At 59.6% G+C, this 18,549-nt stretch carries 18 protein-coding genes and 1 tRNA gene; 11 read left to right on the top strand and 8 right to left on the bottom strand.

From position 1 onward, the window contains the following. Nucleotides 1-20: 20 nt before the first annotated feature. From FY152_20185 to FY152_20170, 4 genes are all read right to left on the bottom strand, one after another. Nucleotides 21-1,625: an ABC transporter substrate-binding protein gene (locus tag FY152_20185; GenBank protein UXS34448.1), complete on the bottom strand. Its 1,605-nt coding sequence runs from the start codon at nt 1,623-1,625 to the stop codon at nt 21-23. 120 nt (nt 1,626-1,745) lie between these two features. Beyond that, nucleotides 1,746-2,933 carry an aminopeptidase P family protein gene (locus FY152_20180; GenBank protein UXS34447.1) on the bottom strand — a complete coding sequence of 396 codons (1,188 nt, stop codon included), beginning with the start codon at nt 2,931-2,933 and terminating at the stop codon, nt 1,746-1,748. Between the two features lie 554 nt (nt 2,934-3,487). Beyond that, nucleotides 3,488-4,237, bottom strand: a complete 750-nt coding sequence (locus FY152_20175) for an SDR family oxidoreductase (protein ID UXS34446.1) — start codon at nt 4,235-4,237, stop codon at nt 3,488-3,490. Beyond that, nucleotides 4,234-4,848: a nucleoside 2-deoxyribosyltransferase gene (locus tag FY152_20170; protein ID UXS34445.1), complete on the bottom strand. Its 615-nt coding sequence runs from the start codon at nt 4,846-4,848 to the stop codon at nt 4,234-4,236. Before FY152_20170 ends, FY152_20175 begins: the two co-directional genes overlap by 4 nt. A gap of 176 nt (nt 4,849-5,024) precedes the next feature. On the opposite strand from FY152_20170, the gene FY152_20165 reads away from it, so the two are divergent. The 4 genes from FY152_20165 (at nt 5,025) to FY152_20150 (ending at nt 9,121) form a co-directional block, all read left to right on the top strand. After that, complete coding sequence (locus tag FY152_20165) at nt 5,025-5,651, top strand: ribonuclease D (GenBank protein ID UXS34444.1); 627 nt, start codon at nt 5,025-5,027, stop codon at nt 5,649-5,651. An 83-nt stretch (nt 5,652-5,734) separates the two neighbouring features. Next, nucleotides 5,735-6,964 carry a hypothetical protein gene (locus tag FY152_20160; protein UXS34443.1) on the top strand — a complete coding sequence of 410 codons (1,230 nt, stop codon included), beginning with the start codon at nt 5,735-5,737 and terminating at the stop codon, nt 6,962-6,964. Nucleotides 6,965-7,013: 49 nt separating this feature from the next. Next, nucleotides 7,014-7,322 (top strand): hypothetical protein, encoded by a 309-nt coding sequence (locus tag FY152_20155; GenBank protein UXS34442.1) that lies wholly within the window; start codon nt 7,014-7,016, stop codon nt 7,320-7,322. Between the two features lie 260 nt (nt 7,323-7,582). Further along, entirely contained in the window at nt 7,583-9,121 is a 1,539-nt protein-coding gene (locus tag FY152_20150) for a hypothetical protein (GenBank protein ID UXS34441.1), read from the top strand. Between the two features lie 99 nt (nt 9,122-9,220). Here the strand turns inward: FY152_20150 and rpsA are convergent, their stop codons facing one another. Both rpsA and FY152_20140 read right to left on the bottom strand, forming a co-directional pair. Then, nucleotides 9,221-10,921: a 30S ribosomal protein S1 gene (gene rpsA, locus FY152_20145; protein ID UXS34440.1), complete on the bottom strand. Its 1,701-nt coding sequence runs from the start codon at nt 10,919-10,921 to the stop codon at nt 9,221-9,223. A gap of 150 nt (nt 10,922-11,071) precedes the next feature. Continuing rightward, nucleotides 11,072-11,752, bottom strand: a complete 681-nt coding sequence (locus FY152_20140) for a (d)CMP kinase (GenBank protein ID UXS34439.1) — start codon at nt 11,750-11,752, stop codon at nt 11,072-11,074. Nucleotides 11,753-11,954: 202 nt separating this feature from the next. On the opposite strand from FY152_20140, the gene FY152_20135 reads away from it, so the two are divergent. Together FY152_20135 and FY152_20130 are read left to right on the top strand one after the other, a co-directional pair. Then, nucleotides 11,955-12,341 (top strand): TIGR02300 family protein, encoded by a 387-nt coding sequence (locus FY152_20135; GenBank protein UXS34438.1) that lies wholly within the window; start codon nt 11,955-11,957, stop codon nt 12,339-12,341. A gap of 152 nt (nt 12,342-12,493) precedes the next feature. Continuing rightward, nucleotides 12,494-12,569: transfer RNA gene (locus FY152_20130), tRNA-Ala, on the top strand. Between the two features lie 75 nt (nt 12,570-12,644). On the opposite strand, the gene FY152_20120 is transcribed toward FY152_20130, so the two are convergent. Both FY152_20120 and FY152_20115 read right to left on the bottom strand, forming a co-directional pair. Further along, the gene (locus FY152_20120; GenBank protein UXS34437.1) at nt 12,645-13,145 is read right to left on the bottom strand and encodes a thermonuclease family protein; all 501 of its coding nucleotides are present in this window, start codon (nt 13,143-13,145) and stop codon (nt 12,645-12,647) included. A 51-nt stretch (nt 13,146-13,196) separates the two neighbouring features. Continuing rightward, complete coding sequence (locus tag FY152_20115; GenBank protein ID UXS34436.1) at nt 13,197-13,571, bottom strand: PAS domain-containing protein; 375 nt, start codon at nt 13,569-13,571, stop codon at nt 13,197-13,199. A 206-nt stretch (nt 13,572-13,777) separates the two neighbouring features. Between FY152_20115 and FY152_20110 the strand changes: the two genes are divergently transcribed. From FY152_20110 to FY152_20090, 5 genes are all read left to right on the top strand, one after another. Then, nucleotides 13,778-14,680 (top strand): hypothetical protein, encoded by a 903-nt coding sequence (locus tag FY152_20110; protein UXS34435.1) that lies wholly within the window; start codon nt 13,778-13,780, stop codon nt 14,678-14,680. 69 nt (nt 14,681-14,749) lie between these two features. Beyond that, entirely contained in the window at nt 14,750-15,721 is a 972-nt protein-coding gene (nadA, locus tag FY152_20105; GenBank protein ID UXS34434.1) for a quinolinate synthase NadA, read from the top strand. Beyond that, entirely contained in the window at nt 15,718-17,283 is a 1,566-nt protein-coding gene (locus FY152_20100; GenBank protein ID UXS34433.1) for an L-aspartate oxidase, read from the top strand. Before nadA ends, FY152_20100 begins: the two co-directional genes overlap by 4 nt. A gap of 1 nt (nt 17,284) precedes the next feature. Then, on the top strand, nt 17,285-18,142 hold the full coding sequence (locus FY152_20095; GenBank protein ID UXS34432.1) for a carboxylating nicotinate-nucleotide diphosphorylase: 858 nt from the start codon (nt 17,285-17,287) through the stop codon (nt 18,140-18,142). 152 nt (nt 18,143-18,294) lie between these two features. Then, a complete protein-coding gene (locus tag FY152_20090; protein UXS34431.1) occupies nt 18,295-18,546 on the top strand; it encodes a GlsB/YeaQ/YmgE family stress response membrane protein in 252 nt (83 codons plus the stop codon). Nucleotides 18,547-18,549 lie beyond the last annotated feature (3 nt).

Here is an 18,549-nt window from a genome sequence, read left to right as displayed (position 1 = left end):
GCGCGTCCTGTTACTTGGGATTACTCCGCGATGTCGACGGATTCGAAGGTGAAGTCGCCAAGCGGGCTCATGGTGAAGCCGGAAACCTTGGCAGACATCGGAACGAACTGCGTGGAGTGCGCAAGCGTCGCCCACGGAGCCTGTTCCTTGAAGATCACCTGCGCCTGCTCATAAAGCTTGGTGCGCTCGGCAACGTCAGTGGTCTGCTTTGCCTTGGACAGCAGCTCGGAGAACTCCTTGTTGCACCACTGAGCACGGTTTGCACCGCCTTCGCCGGTTGCGGCGCAGGAGAGCAGAACACCCATGAAGTTGTCCGGGTCACCGTTGTCGCCGGTCCAGCCGAGGATGACGGAACCGTCACGGTTCACTTCGGTCGACTTCTTGAGGTATTCACCCCATTCGAAGGAGACGATCTCGGCCTTGACACCGACCTTCGCGAAATCCGACTGGATCAGTTCGGCCGTGCGGCGGGCGTTCGGCATGTAGGGGCGCTGCACCGGCATTGCCCAGATCTTCATCGACAGATCCTTGACGCCAGCGGCTTCGAGAGCCTTCTTGGCAGCTTCCGGATCGTAGGCATCGTCCTTGATGCTGTCGTTGTAGGACCACATGGTCGGCGGGATCGGGTTCTTGGCAACCTGGCCTGCGCCCTGGAACACGGCGTCAATGATCGCCTGCTTGTTCATCGCCATGTTCAGCGCCTTGCGCACTTCCGGCTTGTCGAAAGGTGCAACAGTGGTGTTGTAGGCGAAGTAGGCAACGTTCAGGCCCGGCTGTTCATCGAGCTTGAGGTTCTTGTCGGCGCGGATGGCGGCAAGGTCAGCCGGTGCCGGATAAGGCATCAGGTGGCATTCGCCGGCCTTCAGCTTCTGCAGGCGAACGGCGGCATCCGGCGTGATTGCGAAGATCAGATCGTCGATCTTCGGCGCGTCACCCCAGTAGTCGGCATTCTTCTGGTAGCGGATGACCGCGTCCTTCTGATAGGCGACGAACTTGAACGGACCGGTGCCGATCGGCAGGTTGTTGAAGTCTTCCTTGGTGCCGGCCTTGTCGAGCGCATCGGCATATTCCTTCGACACGATCGAAGCGAAAGGCATGGCGATGTTGGCGAGGAACGGCGCTTCCGGGCGCGTCAGCACGAACTTGACCGTGTAATCGTCAACCTTGACGATTTCCTTGATCAGCGACGGCATTTCCATGGAGTTGTAATATTCGTAGGTGATACCTGCGATATACTGGTTCCACGGGTTCTTCGCGTCGCCCTGGCGGTTGTAGCTGAAGATCACGTCATCGGCGTTGAAATCGCGGCTCGGCGTGAACTTGTCGTTGGAGTGGAACTTCACACCCTTGCGCAGGTGGAAGGTGTATTCGAGGCCATCGCTCGAAACATCCCATTTTTCAGCAAGGCCCGGCTCAACTTCGGTCGTGCCCTTCTTGAACTCGGTCAGACGGTTGTAGACCGGATGCGCGGAGGCATCGAAGGTGCCGCCGGCGGTGTAGGGCGACGGATCGAAGCCTTCCGGCGACGCCTCGGAGCAATAAACGAAGGTCTTCGCCATGGCAGGCACGGCGGAAGTAATCGCAAGCGCAGAGGCGATAAGCAAACTGCGGGTCAGCGTTTTCATCTGGTGGTCCTTTCCCTCTTTTTCTGAGTTCCTGCGGCCCCGTCCGGGGGCCTACCTCTTCTGGTCAGCAGCGACGCGGGAACCCCCGTGTCGCTGTTCGGTCCTTTGCCTCCCGACCAATTACCCGGCGACCGGCTGAAACAGCCGGTCGAGGTTCTTCTCCGGAGGGCAGAACCAGCGCGGCCCGGCCTCCGTCATATAAACAATGTCCTCGAGACGGACGCCGCATTCCCCATAAACGCAAAGCATCGGCTCGATGGAAAAGCACATGCCCGGCTCAAGCGCCGTGGCATTTCCTGCAACGATATAGGGTTCTTCGTGAATATCCAGCCCGAGCCCGTGGCCGGTGCGGTGCGGCAGTCCGGGAAGCTGATAATCCGGGCCGAAACCGGCCGCCTTCAGACTGTCGCGCGCGGCCTTGTCCACATCCGAACAGGCAGCGCCGACCTTAGCCGCGTTAAAGGCCGCAGCCTGGGCATCGCGTTCGGCGTTCCAGAGAAAGCGCTGCCGATCCGTCGGCTGGCCGAAAACATAGGTGCGGGTGATATCCGAACGATAGCCGTGAAGAATGGCGCCGAGATCGACCAGCACCATGTCGCCTTCATTCAGCGTCTGCGCATAGGGCACGCCATGCGGATAGGCCGTCGCCTCGCCGAACTGCACCGCCACGAAAAGCGGCTTCAGGCCAAGCGCAATATGGGCAGCGTTAACGAAATCAGCTACTTCGGTGGTGGAAACGCCCGGACGCAGCCCCTCGAACACAGCCTTCTGCACGCCGTAGCTTGCATCCATGGCGGTCTGGATGAGGGCGATTTCGGCGGCGGACTTGACCTGTCGCTGGGCGACGATCAGCGGCTGGGCGGAAATGATCCGTCCTTCCAGACGCTGCATCAAAGCCGATGCAAAAACAAAAGGTGTGGCTGGATCGATAGCGACAAGATGGCCGGAACAGGAAAGTGCGTCGATACGCGTCGTCATCAGGTCAAAGGGATTTTCATCTTCTTCCCAGACGACGACCTCACCCGGGATACGGATCAGGGTCTGAAGCTTCGGCTCCTCGAAGGTCGGGCTGACATAGACCGGGGCGCCTTCCGCCGGCACCAGGGCGCCGTGAATTCGTTCGGAAAGACCGAGCGACAGGCCGGTATAATAGGTCAGCGACGATGATGCATCGAGCCAGACCGCCTTGATGTTCTGCTGGATCATTCGCGCTTGCAGGCCGCGTAGTCGCAACCTTAGTTCGTCTTCAGCGATCGATGAAACCGCGATCGGCTGAAACCGCTTCAGCGCCTCTTGAAAGTCTGCCATTCTCTCCCCGCCGCTTTCGGGCGCACAGACACAAGCGTGCCGGCAACCTCCCAAGCGTTCTTTTGCCCATGCTTAAACACAGGCCGGAGGCTAAGCAATGGGCCAGCACCGCCCACTGCCACAAAACTGTGCATATTCATCTAGACATAACGAAATCGTGATCGACACGCGTCCGATTTCCGCACTCGTCGCCTTGACGGAGAAATCCGAAATCCCCCGGAAATCCATGGGGGAAGATGCAAAAGCACCGCCGGCACATAGCCGGCGCGCGGAAACTCGCGCATGAGACTCTTCGGAAATGAGGCCCAGAAAAGGAAAAAGCCTGCCGCGGGAGGAGGTGCGGCAGGCTTCAAACTTGATCGGCGACTGGGAGGAGGAGTGCCACCGATCCACATCGAGCGACGCTGGGAGGAGGAGTGCGTCGCTTCGATGATTTGAATATAGCGACTTCCGCGCTTTTTAACAGAGCGAGTCTCGCAATGCAGCATTGCATTTCTGCATAGCTCGAAAAATCCTGCTCTGTTTTTCAGCACTCCCCGGAATACACTGAGAAATCAGCTTTCCCGATAGACCTGAAAACCGGCAAAGGACTGGTTGACCGGCATGAGTTCGAGGCTGTTGATGTTGATATGCTTCGGCTGCGAGGCGACCCAATAGATCGTATTGGCGATATCTTCGGCCGTGATCGGGTTGACGCCCTTATAGAGATTGTCCGAGGCATCCTGGTTGCCGCCGGTTCGCACCAGCGTGAATTCGGTTTCGCACATGCCGGGTTCGATGGAGGTAACCCTTACGCCCTTGCCATGCAGGTCTGAGCGAAGACCGAGCGAGAACTGCCGCAGGAAGGCCTTTGTGCCGGCATAGACATTGCCGCCGGCATAGGGCCAATGCGCAGCCACCGATGAAAGATTGACGACAATGCCCCTGCGGTCGATCAGGGTCGGCAAAAGCTGATGGGTGATGTTCAGGAGGCCGGTGATGTTGGTGTTCACCATGGTCTGCCAGTCTTTCAGCGGCACCTGCGGCGCAGGCGCCGTACCAAGCGCCAGGCCGGCATTGTTGACGAGGATATCGATGTCCCGGAAATCCTCCGGCAGTGCCGCAAGCGCCTTTTTAGTTGCATCTTCATCTGTGATGTCGAAAGCGACACCATGAAAGGCGGAACCGAGTTCCTTCGCCGATGCTTCCAGGCGTTCGGCCCGGCGGCCGGTGCCGATGACTTTCCAGCCTTCCTTGATGAAGCGCTGCGCCGTGGCCTGTCCGAAACCGGATGTAGCGCCGGTGATGAGGATGGTACCGCTCATGATGATGTCTCCGCTAGATTTCTTCTGTCAGGGTCAGTCTCTGTCAATAATTTTTCGGCGGCCACAGCGAGGCAGCGCCTGTAGGCGTCCAGATCCGTATACAGCGCCTCCCCGGACGCGTTGCCGACGATGATGACGCCGCCGCGCCGCACGATCCCGCCATGCAGCATGAGATTGTCGACCATGTCGAAATTCTCGATCGACAGCCCGTCCGGCCCGCGATACCGGCCGGTTTCGTCAATTGCGGCAATACCGCCGTAATGCGCCTTGATGCGGGTGAAATGATTGGCCGCGACATTGGTATAGGCGAAAACCGGCTTGCCCAGCGCGCACATGAACCCAAGTTCGTAGCTCGTTCCCGTATCGGCGGCGATACCACGGAACGGTGTTAGATTGGCGATCACCGCATCCGCTTCCAGCATCATCTGCTCATCGATGGCATTGATGTTGCAACCGTGGCCAATCTTCGTATCCGCCGGAGGGATTTGCAGATCACCCGGCGATAGCGGCACAAAACCGGCTTCCCGCGCAAGCGCGGCCTTGAGATCAAGCATTTCACGCGCGTTCGGGAGGAAAACTTCCGGTCCGGCGAGATAGATTTTCTTTGTCATCGGGAATTTCATGCAATCTGGAAGAAAAGGATTTCCCGAACCTAACCCGGGGACTTTCGCAAAGGCAAGTGCCAAGAGGCGCGCGAAGGACCTTGGGCGGGCCTATAAAACGGTATCGTCCGCCCGCTCTTTCCGTTATAGCCGGAGCAACGAACTGGAAATTCCTGGAGCAAGACATGGCCGCACCCATCCGTTACCACGAAGGCGATATTTCCGCCGAAGATGCCGCACGTTATACCGGCGCCATCGCCATCGACACGGAAACGCTGGGACTGGTGCCGCGCCGTGACCGCCTCTGCGTCGTCCAGCTTTCGCCGGGCGACGGCACGGCAGACGTCATCCGCATCGCCGCCGGCCAGAAGGAGGCCCCGAACCTCGTCCGGATGCTTGCCGATCCCGCCCGCCAGAAAATCTTTCATTATGGCCGTTTTGACATTGCCGTTCTGTTCCACACCTTCGGCGTGACGACCACACCGGTTTTCTGCACCAAGATCGCCTCGCGCCTGACCCGCACCTATACGGACCGGCATGGGCTGAAGGACAATCTGAAGGAAATGCTGGAAATCGATATTTCCAAGGCGCAGCAATCGTCGGACTGGGCAGCGGAAACCCTGTCGCCCGCGCAGCTTGAATATGCCGCTTCCGACGTGCTTTACCTGCATGCGCTGCGCGACAAGCTGACAGCCCGCCTTATCCGCGACGGTCGCCTCGATCACGCCGATGCCTGTTTCGCCTTTCTGCCGACCCGCGCGAAGCTCGACCTCCTCGGCTGGGAAGAAACGGATATTTTCGCCCATAGCTGAGCGTTCGCGCAGATTGTTTAAGCACTGATTTACCAGAACTGCCTATTCTCGGCCGCAACTTTGGGCGGCCGGGGACTTTCCAGATGATTACTCCGCTACAGCAGACGGCAGGCATTGCAGTCAGCGACATCATGCGGTCGATGGTCGAGACCATCGAGGAACGCCAGCGCGAAGAGCAGGAAAAGGCAAACGGCACCCAAAAGGATGACGCGGTCAAAACGCAGCCGCAGCCGGACGAAAGCCAGCGTGTCGCCAATGAAAAGATAAGCGCCTATCTGTTCGGCATCATGAAGCCGGACGCGGATCCCTTCGCCTCGCTTGTTTCCCGCTTCTCCTCCGCCCTCGGCATCACCCAGGAAGCCGATGAATCGAACACCTCTTTCGCGCAGAGGCTTCAGGACGCGCTGACCCTGACCGAAAATTTCGAAAAAACCGATGCACAGGGAAAAGCCACGAAGATTTCCCTGACATCCTTCGGTGTCTCGGAAGCGCAGGTCCTGGAGGTTCTGAACAACGGCGTCGGCGCCAAGACAGATCCCATGGCCGCCCTTGCTGCACGTATCGCCGCAGGCGCCGGCCTGTCAGGCAAGGAAGAGGATTTCGGCGAGCAGCTGTCGAAGGCCATCATGGCGGCCCGCGCCACCCTGCCCCGAACCGTCGATGATCTGGAAGAATCCACGGGTCTCAAGGAACTCGGTGTTTCGGCACAACAGATGATCGCCGCCATCGCCAACCCTTATGGCGATGCCGCGCGCGCCGTCAAGGATGCGCTGAACGAGCAGGCGCAAGGTACGCGCTTCATGACACGGGAGACGCTGAAGGTCATCCAGCGCCTTGAAGATGTCGCAGACCCGAAGAGTAAGGAAGAATTGCAGGCTGAGCGCGGGGAAAATCGCATCGGCGAGATCAACGATGCGGAAGTTGCCGCCGAGCGGGAACAGGATATCCAGACCCGCGATGCGCAGGGCAAGCTTGAAGACGTGCAGGAATTGCAGGATGTCGTCAAAGAACATCTGGACGCCTCCGCCGATGAAAAAACGGACGCGGCAGGCGGGCAGGGTCCAGTCGATATTTCTTCGGAAATGGCCCTGATTTCCGTACTTGCCGCCACGCCGGCCGCTGAACCTGCTCCTCCTGAAAACGATAAAGAAGCTGCAGGCAAGGATGCACCTGCGTCGCCAGCTGAAGCGGAAGACGACGCCGAAAAACTGCTCGATGCGCAGGCCGTTATCGAGGATGCCCGAGACACCATTCTGCCGATCTCGATCGACGACAATGGCCTTTATGAACTGCTGAAGAAAAAGGCGGCATGATTGCTGCTTCCCAATAGTCACTTGAGCGAAACATGATGTGAGTTCAGACATGTCCGATATTTCAGGCATATCCGGCACCGCCAGTCACGATGCCGAACAGAATGCGGCACAGACGCTGCTCTCCATGGCTGCCCCGTCGCTTGTCCCGGATGACGTTGTTTTTGTCGCGCCGGTCGAGGAAGATAACCTCATCGCCCCTGAAGATATCCGTCCGGAGAGAAGCTTTCCAAAGGCGAGCTGGCTCGATGCGATGCCGCCGGAGGCTCTGGATCAGACGATCAGCGACCCGGATCACATTTCATCGGTCAATTCCGACGATAACGGGCTTTACCGCATGTTCATCGGCGTTTCTCCCTGACGACGCCAGTGAACGGCACTGCCCGTGGTTAGCCAAATCTTAATATCTGCAGGTCAAGCTTCGGCTTGATGATTCTGTGTGCTCCGACAACAGCTGGCATTCGGGCCGGTGGCGCGCACGGCGCTCCCGCATGAGCGGGCGAGATGACACCTGTACATCACCGGCGCGGCAATCTTTCAACATACAGCCAAATGCGGATCAGAGAGCCAGGAGGGCCCTTTCGCAGCCAGCGGCGGTAATCGATAGGAACGGAGCGCAACATGTTACCGCCTGTACCGAAAATTCCGGCCGCCGATGCCGCCTATGGAGCCTCAGCCACACCGACACCGCGCGGGCAGCAGAAAGAGGTCGCGCAGCCACAGGCAAGCAATGCCGCACCCGACAATGGCAGCGGTCTTTTTGCCAGAGCCGCGATCGCCTCTCTCGCCAGCGAATTTCAGCTTTCCCGCAGCACCGCCATTCTGGCGGAAACGCTCGGCAAGCTGATGAACCTGCCAAGACAGGACGGCGAAGCCATTCAGGCCTACGTGGTGCGTCTGACGGACGCCATTCGCGCCCTGCCCGCCCCGCAGCGTCTGGCACTGGAACAACAGGTCGCAAAGGTCCTGCAGGGATTGAGCCTTTCAATGCTGGCCGAAATCCTGAAACAGCCGACGGGACCGGATGCCGCACGCCTCGCACTTCTGATCGAGCTTTCCCGCTACAAGGGAATGGATCTTGCCGCAAAGGCGGTCGTCTCTTCCTATCAGCAGAATAATTCGGCCAATCCAACGCCAGCACAGCCACCACAACCGAAGGCCCAGACACCCCAAGGCCAGAACGCGGACAGCCGCCCGAATGCGGCTGCGGCCGCGCAACTGTCAAATGCGCAGACAACCGGCAGGCTCCTGTCCCAATTCATCAGCCTGCCTGCCCTTGGTGCCGCAGCGGTAAAAGCCATGGCCACCGCACAGCCCGCATTGCCGGACCTGCGGACCAATCTTCCTGCCTCACCCGCCGACCTGCCCGATTCTTCACCTGAAGCCGCAAGAGCGGACGGAAAAGCCGAAAGCGCGGTACGTCCGCCTCAACTGCAAACGGGAAACGTGGCAAAGGAAGTGACCGTACCGGCGGAGACCCATGCGTCAAAATCCTCACGGGCAGAAAATGTCGAAACGCGCCCTGCCCTGCCGCTTCGGGATGTGGTGAAGGCCGAACAGAAGGACGTGCGGACAACCTTGCTCCAGCCATCCGGCCAACCTGCAGGCGATGCCCGGGATATGGAAAACCTGCTGCTTGCCGCCCTGACCGGCAAACTTCCTGCCAGGGCAACAGCCACGCCCCAGCCCGCCGCCACTCCACCGGGCATTCCGCCACAGCAGCCGGAAGAACAGCCTGCCGAAAAAACCGCTTCGGCAACGGCCGCCGCCCGCCCGTCCGGCGAGGAAACGGAAACAGTTGCCAATAGGCCCGAAGCCCAGCCCCTTCCCCGCGCCGCCATCGATCCGGAAGCCAGAATGGCGATGCTGGAACAATCGGCGTCGCAATCGCTGATCGCGGCGGCTCTTGCGAAAGAAGGCACGCCGCTACCACTTGTCGCCTACCCCCCGGCGGAAGACGATCACGAATCGGAAAGTCCGCATCGCGGAAGCGGGCCGTTTTCCGAGGAGGAGGCGGAAGGCGAACCGGAGGGTGAAAATCCTGGCGCTCAGGATGAAGCCGAAGAACGTGTCGCCGCCAATGACGAGACCGATGAGCCGGAAGCAGCTTCCGATGACAGCGCTGAAAACTATTATCTGCGGATGAGCGGCATGCTCTGAGCACCGTGCCGCTCTTCCATTCCTGACGCGGACAATAAACCCAATAAAAAACCCGCCGGAAATTCCGGCGGGTTCTTCATTTTCAAAGGATCGAAGCGATTATTCGCCGCGGTTCTTCAGAGCCGCGCCGAGGATGTCGCCGAGCGAAGCGCCCGAGTCGGACGAACCGAACTGTGCGACGGCTTCCTTCTCTTCAGCGATTTCCAGCGCCTTGATCGAAAGCATGACCTTGCGGTCCTTCTTGGAGAAGTTGACGACGCGAGCGTCGAAAACCTGACCGACCGAGAAACGCTCCGGACGCTGATCGTCGCGATCGCGTGCGAGATCGTTGCGGCGGATGAAGGAGGTGATGTCTTCGTGGTTGACGAGCTTCACTTCCACGCCACCGTCGTTGACGGCGATGACTTCGCACGAAACAACGGCGTTCTTGCGCAGATCGCCGGAGGTCGCGGCTTCGCCGACGGAATCCTTGCCGAGCTGCTTGATGCCGAGCGAGATGCGTTCCTTCTCGACGTCAACGTCAAGAACGACAGCCTTGACGACGTCACCCTTGTTGTACTCTTCGATGACCTGCTCGCCCGGACGGTTCCAGTCGAGATCCGACAGGTGAACCATGCCGTCGACATCGCCTTCGAGGCCGATGAACAGACCGAATTCAGTCTTGTTCTTGACTTCGCCTTCAACTTCAGTGCCGGCCGGATGGCTGTAGGCAAATGCCTGCCACGGGTTTTCCAGCGTCTGCTTGAGGCCGAGCGAGATACGGCGCTTGGACGGATCGACTTCGAGAACGACAACGTCGACTTCCTGGCTCGTGGACAGGATCTTGCCGGGATGGACGTTCTTCTTGGTCCAGGACATTTCGGAAATGTGGATCAGGCCTTCGATGCCCGGCTCCAGCTCAACGAATGCACCGTAGTCGGTGATGTTCGTGACCGTACCGGAGATCTTCTTGCCAACCGGGTACTTGGCGGAGATGCCATCCCACGGATCAGACTCGAGCTGCTTCATGCCGAGCGAGATGCGGTGGGTTTCCTGGTTGATGCGGATGATCTGAACCTTGACCTGCTGGCCAATGTTGAGGATTTCCGAAGGATGGTTGACGCGGCGCCATGCCATGTCGGTAACGTGCAGCAGGCCGTCGATGCCGCCGAGGTCAACGAACGCACCATAATCGGTGATGTTCTTGACGACGCCGTCAACAACCTGGCCTTCTTCGAGGTTCTGAACGATTTCAGAACGCTGCTCTGCACGCGACTCTTCGAGAACCGTGCGGCGCGAAACAACGATATTGCCGCGACGCTTGTCCATCTTGAGGATTTCGAAGGGCTGCGGGTTGTGCATCAGCGGGGTAACGTCGCGGATCGGACGGATGTCGACCTGCGAACGCGGAAGGAAGGCAACAGCGCCGTCCAGATCGACGGTGAAACCACCCTTGACCTGGTTGAAGATAACGCCTTCGACGCGCTCGCCAGCTTCGAACTTGGCTTCGAGCTTGACCCAGCTTTCTTCGCGGCGAGCCTTCTCGCGCGACAGAACGGCTTCTCCGAGAGCGTTTTCGATGCGCTCGACGTAAACTTCGACTTCGTCGCCGACCTTCAGCGTGCCGTCCTTGGACTTCGCGCCGAATTCCTTCAACGGTACGCGGCCTTCAACCTTGAGGCCGACGTCGACGATGGCAACGTCCTTCTCGATTGCCGTTACGATACCCTTGGCAACATAGCCTTCGGCAAGATCGTTGGAGGCAAAGGATTCTTCGAGAAGCGCTGCGAAATCTTCGCGCGTGGGGGTAGATACTGACATGAAATCTCCTGATTGCATCCGCGCAATGGCGAATACAAAAGCGCCGGTGGGCTAGTGTTGTTGATACCCGACCCCATGCCCGCCTTTTCAAAAGGCTTTCCGGCGCAAGGACATGTCTTCGGGCAATTCCGGACTAAACGCGGACCGAATTCAAGCGGTTCCGCGAGAAACCTGTTTCTCCAGGGCGGCGTCGATGATCGTCCGCGCGGCCTGAAACGCCGCCTCTATACTCATTTCCGACGTATCTAGCAAGTGCGCGTCTTCAGCCGGCTTCAACGGGCTGTCGGCGCGGCCCATGTCGCGCTCGTCGCGTTTTTTCACTTCAGCGAAAATGGCATGATAATCCGCAACGCTGCCATTGGCGAGGATTTCATCATAACGCCGCCGCGCCCTGACGTCGGGCGAAGCGGTGACGTAAAGCTTCACCGGCGCATCCGGGCAAACCACCGTCCCGATGTCACGGCCATCCAGAACCGTGCCCGGCTCCTTTAATGCAAAACGCTGCTGTGCCTTGACCAGCGCCCGCCTTACCGGCGTCATGACCGCAATCTTCGAAGCCGCTTCGCCGATATCGTGCCGGGAAAGGACAGAGCGGTCGAGGCCGGCAAGGTCGAGTTCCAGCGCCACCTTTTCAGCGATGGCCTCATCATCGAGCGGCAGGCCGGCATCAAGAAGCGCCTTGGCCGTCGCCCTGTAGGTCAGCCCGGTATCGAGATGATGGAAACCATAGGTCTGCGCAATCCTGCGTGACAAGGTGCCTTTGCCCGCCGCAGCCGGCCCGTCTATGGCGATCGTGAAGGTCATGAAGCTTTCTGCCTGTGCATTGGTCATTGATACAATATGGAGTACGGGATGTTTCCCGATATTTATGAGCATCCCCGCATACAGCTTGCGGCAAGGGAAGGCGACATCCGAAGTTTGTCTTTGACACGAAAGACCGCAACGATTAAGGGGACCGGCTAGAAATTTTACCGTCTATGCCGGTTTTACGGCGTACACACCGAAACTCATTCGACAATTTGAGGCTTAGACAGTGGCAAAAGCGGAACTTGGTACCAAGCGCACCGACCCCGATACCGGCAAGAAGTTCTACGATCTGAACCGCGACCCGGTCGTTTCTCCCTATACCGGCAAGTCCTGGCCGCTCTCCTTCTTTGAGGAAAGCACCGCCCAGGCCAAGATGGAGCAGGCTGAAGAAGAGGAAGTGGCGGAAGTCGATACCGAAAACACGGAAGTCGAACTCGTATCGCTGGAAGACGCCGACGGAGACAACAGCGGCGACGAGATCCCGGATATGGGCGACGACGACGACGTGGAAATCGACGACGATGACGACACCTTCCTCGAAGCCGACGAAGACGATGATGATGACGACATGTCCGGCATCATCGGCGTAACGGGCGACGACGAAGAAGCTTGATCCTATTGAATAAATCAGCCCGGCGACAAAAAAATGAAGCCGGGCTGTTTTTTGTGCTTGCACTCTTCGATTAGCCGAAGTAGTAAGCCGCCACCGAACGGAACAACAGCCGCTTCGGTTCCCGGAACCGGAAGAAATGCCGGAACCCTTATGGGGCTATAGCTCAGCTGGGAGAGCGCTTGCATGGCATGCAAGAGGTCAGCGGTTCGATCCCGCTTAGCTCCACCAAATTTCCCAGAACCTGCAAATCTCGTCTTCAGGCAATCATTTCGATCCACCTTGTTGGCAGCCAATCCCGATCGCCTATTGCAATAATGCCCGCACATCCTGTCCGTTGATCCGGCATTCGATAGAACGGGCAGCGGCACCCTCCTCCACCACGCGGCATTCGAGATATCTCCCGCGCAATCGGTTCTCCAGCGCCTTGAAAGCGTTCAGGCCGCAGGCATAACGGCGGCCATCGGAACCCGCGCAGACCCGGTTGCGATCGACTTCCTCCACGCCCGCCAGCCGGAATTCCTGCCCCTTGAAAGTGAAGCGGTTGCTGGCAACCACGCGCAGGCGCTGATCCGCATGCATTTTGAGGGGATAGAGATCGGGCGGCGTCGGGATGCGTTCATAGTTTTGGCGACGAGGATCGACCCGCACCGGTGAGGTCGTCCACAGCATTTCCGTGTTGGCGGCAAGGCCTGCCGTCGCATATCCGGCCTCGCCGTTCACGAGCGAGGCGATACGGATGCCCGCGACACCGAGGCTCACGACCAGCGTGATCTGAAAAAGCAACGTTGCGACCTGCCGGACCATGTCACCGAAACATCAAAACAATAAAATATGAATTCGTCGCCGGGGCGGGGACTACATCAACAAGACCTTGCGGGCGGCAATCTCGCGCACCGTGCCCATTGCCATCATCGGGACACCGTCGCAGTCATGTATTACCCTGCCTGTCGTCCGCAGCCAGCGAAAGCCGCCTGACCTCAGCCCGATCCGGTACTCCTGGTCATAAAACTCACCGCGCGTCAGCGAATTATGGACAGCCCTTGCCACCCTCGCCCGAGCGTTGATCTCGACCTGGGCAATGAACGCTTCCACCGGAATGCCACCGGACGCCTCATCGAAGGAAAAATCCCGCACACGAGCGGCCACAGCATCCAGATAAACCAGATTCTGTCCGATATTCCACGTATAATAGCCAATAAGCGTCTCTTCTAGAGATATATCTTCCAACATCGGCTTTCTACACTATTAGAATGCTTATAACATTTTTATAACATAACAAAATATACGCGACTAACCACAGGAATTCGTCCTTTCGTCTAACAGGACATTATTTTAGGATTTACGCGAATACCGGCGGCACTTTTGGTCCGCTTGTTGGCGAACCGCTCTTCCTGTGCCAAAGAAGGTTGAAATCGCAACCTGCAACAGGAGTCGCCGTGACCATCGGGCTTGCCCATGCCGAACTCATTGCCGTCGTCACCGCCATTACCGGAGATGAGCCGCGGGTAATGACCGTGCGGGCGGGCACTGCCCTTCCTTCAGGACCGTTCGAATTCGGGCACAGAACGCTTCAGAGCGGGCTGCGGGAATGGATCCACGAACAGACGCATCACCCCGTCGGTTATCTCGAGCAACTCTACACCTTCGCCGACCGCGACCGGAACAACGACATTCCGGGCGGCAGAACCATTTCGATCGGCTATCTCGGGCTGGTTCGGGAGCAGGAATCATCCGGCAATGGACGCCCGCTGTGGCATGGCTGGTACGAATATTTTCCGTGGGAGGACCACCGTCAGGGTCGGCCAGCAGTTCTGGACACCATCATCGACAGGCTGCGCGCCTGGGCGGACTCCGATCCAGCCTGCAAAAGCCAGCGCCATTTGCGTGCCGATTTCACCTTCGGCCTCGACGGCGGCGGCTGGAACGAGGAACTCACCCTGCAGCGCTACGAATTGCTCTATGAGGCGGGATTGGTCGAGGAAGCCCAGGGTGAACCCCGGATCAATTTCGGCACACCCATGTTTGCCGATCACCGCCGCATCCTCGCCACCGGCATTGCCCGGCTGAGAGCCAAGATCAAATACCGGCCTGTGGTTTTCGAGCTGATGGCCGATGCCTTCACCCTGCTGCAATTACAGCGCGCCATCGAGGCACTGGCGGGGCTGACGCTGCACAAGCAGAATTTCCGCCGGTTGATCGAACAGCAGCAACTGGTGGAAGAAACCGGCGACATGGCGACCGAAACCGGCGGCCGCCCGGCAAAGCTTTTCCGCTTCCGCCAGACGGTTCTCGATGAACGCGCCCTTTCCGGAACGAAACTGCCACTCTCCCGCAATTGACATATGCTCATAATGAGAATATCTCTTTGCCATAGATATGCTCAAAAAGAGTATAAATGGGAGAGCGCCGTGAACGAACAGATTTCTGCCGCAAGCCTTTATGACCGCGTCAGCCGCGTCATCCCCAAGGCCGAATGGATGGGCTTTCAGGACGATGTGGATGCGATCCTTGAGCTGAAACGCAAGCGCAACGCCGTCATCCTCGCCCATAATTACCAGACACCGGAAATCTTCCACGGCGTCGCCGATATCGTCGGCGACAGCCTGGCCCTCGCCCGCAAGGCGATGGAGGTGGAGGCGGATGTGATCGTTCTGGCCGGCGTTCATTTCATGGCCGAGACGGCAAAACTGCTCAATCCGGAAAAAACCGTGCTCATTCCGGATATGGCCGCCGGCTGTTCGCTCGCCGATTCCATCACGCCCGAAGACATAGCGCTTCTGCGCAAGGCCTATCCCGGCGTTCCGGTCGTCACTTACGTGAATACATCGGCGGCAGTGAAAGCGGCTTCCGACATCTGCTGCACCTCCGGCAATGCCCGCCAGGTGGTGGAATCGCTCGGCGTGCCGCGCGTTTTGATGCTGCCGGATGAATATCTGGCGAAGAACGTGGCGCGGGAAACCAGTGTCGAGCTGATCGCCTGGCGCGGCCATTGCGAGGTGCACGAGCTTTTCACCGCCGATGACATCAGGGAATTGCGGGAAAGCCATCCGGGCGTCACCGTGCTGGCGCATCCGGAATGTCCGCCCGATGTCGTCGAGGCTGCGGATTTTTCCGGCTCCACCGCCGTCATGTCAGATTATGTCGGCCGGGAGCGGCCGGCCCGCGTGGTGCTTTTGACGGAATGCTCGATGAGCGACAATGTCGCCGTGCATCACCCGGATGTCGAATTCATCCGCCCCTGCAATCTCTGCCCCCACATGAAGCGCATCACGCTCGGCAATATCCGCACGGCACTTGAGGAAAACCGCCACGAAGTGACCGTCGATCCGGCGATCGCGGTCGCGGCCCGCCGCGCGGTGGAAAGGATGCTGGCGGTATGAGCGAAGCGCTGTCGCAATATGCGGGCAGGACGGTCATCGTCGGCAGCGGCATAGCGGGCCTGATGGCGGCGCTGACGCTTGCGCCACAGCCTGTGCTGCTTCTGACGCGCAGCGCCCTCGGCGGAGAGACATCCAGCGCCTGGGCGCAGGGCGGCATTGCGGCCAGTCTTGGCGCGGATGACAGCGCAGCCCTCCATCTCGCCGATACGCTTGCCGCGGGTGATGGCCTCTGCGACGCGGATATGGCAGCGGGCATCGTCTCCGCCGCCCCTGACGTCATTGATGCACTGGAGAGCGCCGGCGTCCGTTTTGACCGCGATGCGCAGGGCAAACTCGTCTTTGGACTGGAAGCCGCCCATAGCCGTCGCCGCATCCTCCATTCCGAAGGTGACGGCTCGGGCGCGGCCATTGTCAGTGCTCTTGCGGCCGCCGCTCTCAACACGCCGTCCATTGCAGTTCTGGAAGGCACGGAGGTGCGCCGGCTGCTGACGGAAGACGGGGCCTTGACCGGTCTCGTCTGCGCCGGACAAAAGGGCAGTTTTATTCTGCCGGCCACGAAGGTCATTCTCGCAACGGGCGGACTCGGCGGGCTTTATGAGGCGACGACCAATCCTTCCGGCAATTATGGACAGGGCATCATGCTTGCCGCGCGCGCTGGCGCCGTGCTTGCCGATATGGAATTCGTCCAGTTCCATCCGACGGCGCTTTCCTCCCACCGGCGGCCGCTGGCGCTGGTCAGCGAGGCGGTGCGGGGCGAAGGCGCGCTGCTGCTCAATGAAAACGGCGAACGTTTCATGGCGGCCATCCCGGGTGCCGAGCTTGCCTCCCGCGATATTGTCGCCCGCGCCATCGACCGGGAAATCCTGCGGGGTGGCAGGGTCTTTCTCGATGCCCGCAAGGCGCTCGGCAACGGTTTTGCTTCGCGTTTTCCCTCGATAGACCTGCTCTGCCGCGAGGCCGGAATAGACCCCGCTTACGAGCTGGTTCCCGTCCGTCCCGCCGTACATTATCACATGGGCGGTGTCGCCACTGACGGGAATGGCCGCAGTTCCGTGCCGGGCCTCTGGGTTGCGGGCGAAACCGCCTGCACAGGCCTTCACGGGGCCAACCGGCTTGCCAGCAACTCCCTGCTGGAAGCGGCCGCCATGGGCATGCGCGCGGCGAAAGATATTGCCGGCCAGTCGACATCGAAACCGGTGGCGACCGTCACACCATTCGCGACGCCTGTTCTTTCGGCCGCAGACCCATCTATCGTCAGGCCAATCGTCTCCCGCCATCTCGGCATCGCAAGACATGAAGCCGGGTTGACCGAGGCGATCCGCGATCTTCTGCCGCTCGCCGAACAGAATGGCCCGGCGTCCGATCCCGCCATTGTCGGGCTCGCCATCGCCGTCTTCGCGGCCCTGCGCACGGAATCGCGCGGCGGCCATTTCCGTAACGATTTCCCGGAAAAGGACGTGACCGCCACAAGGCGCAGGCTTTGCCTGACCGACATCATCGCCATTGCCCGCGACCTTTCCTCCAGCAGCCTTTCCTCCCCCAGTATTGCGCGGAGCGCCTGACATGACCCTTTCCCCCCTGCCACGCCTCATCGTGGAACCGCTCGTCCGCAACGCCCTACTGGAAGATCTCGGGCTCGCCGGCGATATAACCTCCGCCGCTGTCATTCCCGCCGATCATCGTTCCGTCGTTGTCATGGCCGCACGGGAACCGGGCGTCATCGCCGGTCTCGATGCCGCGGAGCTCGCATTCCAGCTCGTCGACCCGGCAATCGTGATGAAGCGCCACGTGCAGGATGGGGCGACCGTCGTACCCGGTGATATCATCGCGACAATCGAAGGTCCCTCGCGCGGCCTTTTGACCGGGGAGCGCACTGCGCTTAATTTCCTCGGCCATCTGTCGGGCATTGCTTCAGTCACCGCAAAGATCGCAGCCGCCATCTCCGGCACCAGAGCCTCCGTCGCCTGCACCCGCAAGACCACGCCGGGTCTCAGGGCGCTGGAAAAATATGCCGTGCGCGCCGGCGGCGGCATGAACCACCGTTTCGCCCTTTATGACGCCGTACTCATCAAGGACAACCACATCGCCGTGGCCGGGGGCGTGCGCGAGGCTATCCGCAGCGCCCGGCAGGGTGTTGGACATCTCGTCAAGATCGAAGTGGAGGTCGATACGCTCGCACAATTGCGCGAGGCGATGGAGGAAGGCGTCGATGCCGTTCTTCTGGACAATATGACGCCGGAACAGCTGCGCGAAGCGGTGGAAATCGTCGCCGGTCGTGCGATCATCGAGGCCTCCGGCCGGATCAACCCGGAAACAGCCGCCATTATTGCCGCAACCGGCGTCGATCTCATCTCCGTCGGCTGGCTGACCCATAGTGCGCCGGTTCTGGATATCGGGCTGGACTTCCAAAGCCGGAGCTGAACGAAAGGGCCGCGATACAGCCCGCCGCACGGAACCAACCGCCAGCATTTTCGTTATTGCCTCGCCTGGGGTCGATTCAAGGCGGGGGGATCAGTGCGCGCAAAAGCCTGTCCATATGCCGGTGGACCTCTCTCACAAAGGAAAGGCCTGTTATGGAAGACGCACAAATCGGCTGGATTGCAGCAATCATCATTGGCGGCGTGGCCGGCTGGCTCGCTGAACAGTTCATGAAAAGCAACATGGGTGTTTTCATGAACATCATCCTCGGCATCGTTGGCGCCATCGTCGCCAATTTCCTTCTGGGGCTTGTGGGCATTTCGCTCGGAGGCTGGATTGGATATCTCATCGCGGGTTTCATCGGCGCCTGCATTCTCATCGCCGTCGGGCGCGCATTTCGCCGATAAAGG

The sequence above is a fragment of the Agrobacterium tumefaciens genome, assembly GCA_025560025.1.
GTDB lineage: Bacteria > Pseudomonadota > Alphaproteobacteria > Rhizobiales > Rhizobiaceae > Agrobacterium.
This window is presented reverse-complemented; position numbering and strand designations above follow the sequence as displayed.

What these genes read in the sequence shown, in the direction of transcription:
- FY152_20185 (UXS34448.1), bottom strand. Translation starts at nt 1,625, where the DNA reads ATGAAAACGCTGACCCGCAGTTTGCTTATCGCCTCTGCGCTTGCGATT.
- FY152_20180 (UXS34447.1), bottom strand. Translation starts at nt 2,933, where the DNA reads ATGGCAGACTTTCAAGAGGCGCTGAAGCGGTTTCAGCCGATCGCGGTT.
- FY152_20175 (UXS34446.1), bottom strand. Translation starts at nt 4,237, where the DNA reads ATGAGCGGTACCATCCTCATCACCGGCGCTACATCCGGTTTCGGACAG.
- FY152_20170 (UXS34445.1), bottom strand. Translation starts at nt 4,848, where the DNA reads ATGACAAAGAAAATCTATCTCGCCGGACCGGAAGTTTTCCTCCCGAAC.
- FY152_20165 (UXS34444.1), top strand. Translation starts at nt 5,025, where the DNA reads ATGGCCGCACCCATCCGTTACCACGAAGGCGATATTTCCGCCGAAGAT.
- FY152_20160 (UXS34443.1), top strand. Translation starts at nt 5,735, where the DNA reads ATGATTACTCCGCTACAGCAGACGGCAGGCATTGCAGTCAGCGACATC.
- FY152_20155 (UXS34442.1), top strand. Translation starts at nt 7,014, where the DNA reads ATGTCCGATATTTCAGGCATATCCGGCACCGCCAGTCACGATGCCGAA.
- FY152_20150 (UXS34441.1), top strand. Translation starts at nt 7,583, where the DNA reads ATGTTACCGCCTGTACCGAAAATTCCGGCCGCCGATGCCGCCTATGGA.
- rpsA (UXS34440.1), bottom strand. Translation starts at nt 10,921, where the DNA reads ATGTCAGTATCTACCCCCACGCGCGAAGATTTCGCAGCGCTTCTCGAA.
- FY152_20140 (UXS34439.1), bottom strand. Translation starts at nt 11,752, where the DNA reads ATGACCAATGCACAGGCAGAAAGCTTCATGACCTTCACGATCGCCATA.
- FY152_20120 (UXS34437.1), bottom strand. Translation starts at nt 13,145, where the DNA reads ATGGTCCGGCAGGTCGCAACGTTGCTTTTTCAGATCACGCTGGTCGTG.
- FY152_20115 (UXS34436.1), bottom strand. Translation starts at nt 13,571, where the DNA reads ATGTTGGAAGATATATCTCTAGAAGAGACGCTTATTGGCTATTATACG.
- FY152_20100 (UXS34433.1), top strand. Translation starts at nt 15,718, where the DNA reads ATGAGCGAAGCGCTGTCGCAATATGCGGGCAGGACGGTCATCGTCGGC.
- FY152_20095 (UXS34432.1), top strand. Translation starts at nt 17,285, where the DNA reads ATGACCCTTTCCCCCCTGCCACGCCTCATCGTGGAACCGCTCGTCCGC.
- FY152_20090 (UXS34431.1), top strand. Translation starts at nt 18,295, where the DNA reads ATGGAAGACGCACAAATCGGCTGGATTGCAGCAATCATCATTGGCGGC.